The organism is Acidaminococcales bacterium (genome assembly GCA_031290885.1).
Classification (GTDB): Bacteria; Bacillota; Negativicutes; order Acidaminococcales; family JAISLQ01; genus JAISLQ01.
Map to the genome: position 1 here is coordinate 1 of JAISLQ010000041.1, position 6,194 is coordinate 6,194.

General features: G+C 50.4%; 7 protein-coding genes. All 7 read right to left on the bottom strand.

Annotation, left to right across the window (positions count from 1 at the left end):
* Positions 1–168: 168 nt before the first annotated feature.
* A complete protein-coding gene (locus tag LBO03_05020) occupies positions 169–1,470 on the bottom strand; it encodes an FAD-dependent oxidoreductase (protein ID MDR3348949.1) in 1,302 nt (433 codons plus the stop codon).
* Entirely contained in the window at positions 1,467–2,765 is a 1,299-nt protein-coding gene (locus tag LBO03_05025; protein MDR3348950.1) for an HAD-IIIA family hydrolase, read from the bottom strand. Before LBO03_05025 ends, LBO03_05020 begins: the two co-directional genes overlap by 4 nt.
* On the bottom strand, positions 2,762–3,688 hold the full coding sequence (locus LBO03_05030; GenBank protein MDR3348951.1) for an NAD-dependent epimerase/dehydratase family protein: 927 nt from the start codon (positions 3,686–3,688) through the stop codon (positions 2,762–2,764). Before LBO03_05030 ends, LBO03_05025 begins: the two co-directional genes overlap by 4 nt.
* Positions 3,685–4,596: a hypothetical protein gene (locus LBO03_05035; protein ID MDR3348952.1), complete on the bottom strand. Its 912-nt coding sequence runs from the start codon at positions 4,594–4,596 to the stop codon at positions 3,685–3,687. Before LBO03_05035 ends, LBO03_05030 begins: the two co-directional genes overlap by 4 nt.
* 99 nt (positions 4,597–4,695) lie before the next feature.
* Positions 4,696–5,286 carry an SIS domain-containing protein gene (locus LBO03_05040; GenBank protein MDR3348953.1) on the bottom strand — a complete coding sequence of 197 codons (591 nt, stop codon included), beginning with the start codon at positions 5,284–5,286 and terminating at the stop codon, positions 4,696–4,698.
* Positions 5,287–5,562: 276 nt separating this feature from the next.
* The gene (locus tag LBO03_05045) at positions 5,563–5,985 is read right to left on the bottom strand and encodes a PIN domain-containing protein (GenBank protein MDR3348954.1); all 423 of its coding nucleotides are present in this window, start codon (positions 5,983–5,985) and stop codon (positions 5,563–5,565) included.
* Positions 5,982–6,194 (bottom strand): hypothetical protein (locus LBO03_05050; GenBank protein ID MDR3348955.1); only part of this gene is annotated, 213 nt, incomplete at its 5' end. The genes LBO03_05050 and LBO03_05045, both read right to left, overlap by 4 nt.

The following is a 6,194-nucleotide window of genomic DNA, read 5'->3' on the forward strand; positions in this document are numbered from 1 at the left end:
TATCCTCAAATCATTGCGGCGCATCAATTTACACAATTCCAAGTGCTCTTCTTTGCCGCACAAACCTCGCTGATATGAGCAATCCATCTCCAATTCCCCCAAATAACTCACCGGCATGATAAAAATTGCATTGCCCGGATCAATACCTGTTCCCCGGACAAGCTATCTTTATATCCTCTCGGCACATTTCCTGCTTCCGGCAACCACGGCATCCATATTCCAATACTCAAAATTCCCAAAACGACCATTCAAGACTACGCCTTGTTCTTTGAAATACTCTCTAATCGCGGCCATATTCGCTCTATGCCTCAAGTCATAAATCACATAAGCGTACTGGAACCGTTTCAGCGTAAAAGATATAATTTCTTCCTCGTTTTGGAGGAACCCAATTTTTTTCAGGCCGTCAGTGAAAGCTTCGCGGAGCTTTACGTCGGGCAACGCCGCGATCGGGTCGCCGCCGCGATAAGTATACTCCATCATATATGTGGCTGTTCCAGGCTGGTGATAATTTTCGCCTAGAAAATCAAGCTTGCTCAAACGGTGGAAAATCACGTCTTTATCGGCAATCATAAAGGCAAAATTATCGCCTGCCCTATCTATGCCAACAGTCGCTGCGGCAATTATAATGTTGTTATAACGAAGCTGTCGCGAGCGTTCCGCTGTTTTCTCATCTATCCCTTTGTACAATCGCGTCAGAACATTTACAGGTATGCAGGACGCCAGCGAATCGCAGGTAAATTGTCTCTCGCCCGCGTTCACTTGCCAACCTGAAACTGTCTTCATAACCGCCGTGACTTCGCGGTTTGTGTGGAGGCTTACCTTGCCGCTCAACTTCCGCGCGAACGAATCGATGAACGCGGCCATGCCGCCTGTTTTCGGATAGGCAAAATAGAGCTGGTGCGTATATCCGTCCACCGTTTCGCCTGCCGCGCTTCGCAGGATATCTTCGTCGGGCGGGCGTGGAATGCGTTCGACCATCTGCGTGTCCATGAAAGCCGGGTCAAATTTCCATATTTTTTCGTTATATGGGCGAAGATACAGGTTAGTAATCCCTTCGCCAAAAGTTTTCAGAAAAAATTGCAGCATATTATCCGCCGCGTAGTCACGATATGGATTATGGATGAAGCCGTCAACGCATTTCACGCGGTCATCGTCCGGCAATTTCGACAGGTCGTTCTCAAACGGGTACTGCACAAAGCGCCCTCGGTGTATGATGCGGTTGGAACGACGCAGTTCATGCTTGTTATCACCTAGCAAATCAAGCATAAAATCAAGTGTTTCCTTGTCCTTAGAGAAGAAAATATGAGGGCCAATATCCACGCGAAGCCCATCGTGCCAAAAGCTGCGGCATAGCCCGCCCGGCTCATCCTCTTTTTCCAGTATATCAATTGACGTGATGTTCGGCTTATCTTGCAGAAAGTACGCCAGAGAAATTCCGGCAAGGCCTCCGCCCAATATGACCAGCTTCATATCGTTTTTCCCATTAGTATTTGTCCTACGGCATCCGATAGATTTTCGCACATCAGATCCGGTTCAACATCATTTTTCCCGTCCGTCAGTGCCATTCCGGTTCTCACTCCTATTGTCTTGCAGCCAGACGCTTGACCTGCCGCGATATCGGCAGTGCTGTCGCCAATCATATATGAGCGAGACAGGTCTATGTTGTATCGTCTTGCCGCTTCAAGCAGCATACCCGGTTTCGGTTTGCGGCAGTCGCAGTCGATTTTGTACTTAGGCACCTCGCCCGCGTAGCCTTTATCCGGGTGATGCGGGCAGAAGAGCAAATCGTCCAAGTACGCTCCCTCTTGTCCAAGCAAAACATCCAATCTTGCGTGAATCGCTTCCAAGCCCTCAAAGCTAACATCGCCTCGCGCGATTACAGCCTGATTCGTCACGCAAATCGCGAGATACGGCGACCTATTCAGCATTCGGACTGCTTCCGCCGCGCCGGGTATGAGACGCAATTGCTCCGGCGAGGTAATAAAACCATTTTCCTCGTTTAGCGTTCCGTCGCGGTCTATAAACACCGCCCGTTGCTTGTTTTTTAGGCACTTTGCCGCAGTGATTCCGCTCTCGATGTCGCGCTCCACGGCGCTAAGACGTTCGGGCGTGCCCATATCCTTGACGTACTCGGTTGATCGGTAAGCGTACACCTTGCCGCTTGTAAGATTCGGGATAATCAAATCGTGCTCCAAGTCGCGTTTGGCCGCCTCGCCTGATGGCAGACTGCCGCCGCTGAAAACATACAGGCCGGAGTTGACCAAGTTCCGCTGTTCGCCGCGCTGTCTGTATTTTTTGGACTTCCATGCGACAACCCTGTTTTCGCCGTCTGTCACGACAATATCGCTGTCGTGCGGGTGGCTGTTCGGGTGAGCGAACAGCGTTATTTCAGCGCCGTGTTCTTTGTGGAACGCGAAAAACCTTGAATAATCCACATCGCAATACACGTCTCCGAACAGTATCAGCGTATCCTCACGCGGCAACAGCGTCAACGCCCCGCCGGTTCCCAGCGGTTCTTTCTCGAAGATGCAGCCGATCCGCGCGCCAAACCTTTTGCCGTCGCCGAAGTGATTGCGAATAACATTGGCTTTATAACCAATAATCAGCGTAATATCGCGGATACCCTGTGTTACCAGCGACTCCACTTGCCACTGCAGCAACGGTTTTCCGCACACCGGCATCATCGGCTTCGGCAAATCCGGAAATAATTGCCCGATGCGAGTGCCTTTGCCCCCGGCGAGGACGGCTGCCTTCACAAAGCTCATAAGAAACGCCTCGCCGCGAGCCTGACCGCTTCATCAGAAGTATATTTCGCGATCCAGCCCGCAGCGTGTATCTTTGACAAGTCGTACTGAAACTTAGGGACATCACCGGGCCAACCGACCGAACCTCCCGTGAACTTATATTCTACGTCCTTCAAGCCCATCTCATCGCACACGATGTCCGCTATGCGTTTGACGGTCGTGGATGTGCCGACCCCGACGTTAAATACGCTTACGCCCGGCTCGTACTTTAGCAGCAGCATTGCGTCAATCAAGTCAGAAACGTAGATATACGGCTTCTCCTGCTTGCCGTCGCCTAGAATTTCAAGCTCTCTCGGATTTTTTCGCAGCTTCGCGACGAAGTCATATATTGCGCCGTGTGTCAGCCGCGGCCCCACGACATTCGGGAAACGGATGACATTGACCTTTAAATCGTTCATAGCCGCATACGCGGAGATGAACGCCTCTGACGCCAACTTAGCCGCGCCGTAGTAGGACACCGGCCGTAAATCGCCTGTGTCCTCTTTGAGCATCTCTCTCTTGTCGCCGTACACTGCGGAAGTGGAGGAAAACAGCAACTCTTTCACATTATGCTTGCGCATCGCGTCAAGCAGCGTCACAGTGGTGAAAAATGTGTTGCGATAGTCTATGCTTGGATCTTTGCCGCCTTTCTGAATGTCGGAGTTCGCCGCAAGGTGGCATACCCGGTCGAACTTGTGTTCATCGAATACCTCGTCAAGTTTTGCGGCGTCGCAGATGTCAAACGCGCAAAACGTGAAATCCGGGTTGCCGCGGCAATGCCGTATCATATCCTCGCTGCCAAGGCACAGGTTGTCGACACACACCACGCTGTCGCCGCGTTCAAGCAGAGCGTCGGTCAGGTGGCTGCCTATAAAGCCTGCGCCGCCTGCCAATAAAATTTTCATGCCAGACTCCTTTTCGGCTTATCGCCGACATATATTACGGTCGAGCCGCTTCTGCTGAACCCAAACTCCATATAGGTCAGATCGGACAGCGCGTTTTTCACCGCGTTATGCCTGTGTTCCGGCACATAGAACAGCAAAAACCCCCCGCCGCCCGCGCCGAGAAGCTTGCCGCCCATTGCGCCCGCGGACACCGCGGTCTCATACGCTTTGTCTATAAACGGATTGGTTATTCCGCTCGCGAGCTTGCGCTTCTGTTCCCAATTCGCGTGCAATATGCCGCCAAGCGAGTCAATATTATCGCGGATTAGTTCCCTGTGCAACTCATCAGTCAGTTTACTGATTTTAAGCTGCGCCGCTTCTCTCTCGCAATCCGACGCGACATTTTTGCCTTGTTCCGAAAGGATTTGCGACGCTGACCGCAAATCCCCCGTGTAAAACATCAGCAGATTGCGTTCCATACGCTCGTATGCTTCCGGCGACAGTATCACGGGCTCCACGGCAATGCTTCCGTCTTTATTGAATCGGTAGACATTCAGCCCGCCGAACGCCGCCGCGTACTGGTCTTGCTTGCCGATGGGCTCGCCGAGCAGATCTATCTCCGTATGACACGCTTCGGCGGCAAGCGAATCAGCCGATACATACTTGCTGGTATACGCGTAAAGCGTGTGCAGCAGCCCCACGGTAAATGAGCTTGACGAACCAAGCCCAGTCCCCGCCGGGATATCGGCGGTACTGGTAATCTCCACTCCGTTTATGCCGAATTGCCCCAACAGTACGCGGAAAATCGGGTGCTCCAGTTCGGACGGATCATTTACAAGCTCGCTCTTCGAGTATTTGCATATAAGCCGATTCGGATAAAAATACGGGTGGATTGACAGATAGACGTACCGGCTCAACCCCGCCGACAACACCGTTCCGCCATGCTTTTTATAGAACCCGGGTAAATCGCTCCCGCCGCCGCAAAAGCTGACACGAGTGGGAGTTCGAACGATTATCATCTATTGCCGCTAAAGCTCCTTAATATGGCTGATGCCGCACAGAACCTCATAAAACACGGCCATCATCAAATGGTCAAAAATCATATGTACATCCTCCGTTATTTGCATACTCATCACAGGCACGTTAAGCGAGACGTCGGCCAGTTCCGCCAGTTTGCCGCCGCCAAATCCTGTGATACCTACTGTCAGCGCATTCGCAGACTTTGCCAGTTCGATGGCCTTGAGCACATTAGGCGAATTGCCGCTCCCGGAAATGCCTATCACAAGATCCTTTTCGGTTACTTTCCCGCGAAGCTGAAACTCGAATATCGCGTCATAGCTTATATCGTTGGCTATGGCCAAAATGGTTGCAATGTTATCGTTAAGGCATACAAATCGGAACGGTTGCTCCAAATGCTCCGAAAGCCCCTTGTTGAAGTCATTTGCAAAGTGTGACGCCGTGCTTGCCGAACCGCCGTTTCCGAATATGTAAACAGTTCCGTCGCGTTTCCGCGCCGCATCAAGCGCGTCCATCACGACGCCTATTGCGTCGGCGTCAATCTTTGACAGTATCGAACGTTCCAAGTCCAAGTATTCTTTAATTGCCTGCTTGTATTCCATTTCAGAAACACCTCTAACTCCTAAACGATTATATTATTATACCTCAAATCAAACTTCGCACTCAGGCAATATACAGGTTCTCGACAGATACGTGCCATATAGAACCACCAAGAAGCTCCGTGATATTCATACTTTTTAGGCAGAGGCAAGCGGTAGGTACGATAAAAAATCAAAAGGGACGCCCAAGTAAAGAGGCGTTCTTTTTTATATTGTTCGATAACACAACATAAGAGATACTCTTTTTATCTTCATCGTTGATAGGGAGAGAATGACTTGTTAGCGTATCCATTCAAAGGCGATCATTTCTGCTTTTTCGACCACATCAAACTCATGGTGGTCGCAAGTCGGCACAGCAGAACCGCTTACCGACGCCACCGCCAAAAGAATGGCATCTCCAAGCGAAATGGAGTACGAGCCTTTAAAGCGGCCTGCTTCCATAAGCATGTCGTTTGAGATATCGCCAAGTATTTGAACGCCGCTGTTTAATACATCTTCAAGCATTTCATCAGCAAGAGATTTTCCACGTTCCCTGTAATAACCGTAATAAACCTCTAACAGATTGATTTTGTGCAGCAACAGGGACACAAAACGGTTCTCCATTTGCTCTAAAAAGTTGGAAACAATATCCGCACCAGGCTCATCGTTCAGATACGCAATTAAAGCGCAGGAGTCTAGAATATATTTGGGAGTTGGATTCACGCTTCGAACTCCTTTTCATGTTGCTTTTGAACCATAAAATCATCCGTGGAAAGTACGCCTTTATACTTGCCACGAAGCTCAGTGGCGGTGGATTTGGTCTCTGGCGAGAATTCTTTAACTTCCCGGCGCAAATTGAACGGCAACCCTCCTACATTTCGGGATTGATAGATGAATATGTTGATGGCGTCCGTCAGGCTCATGCCATATCT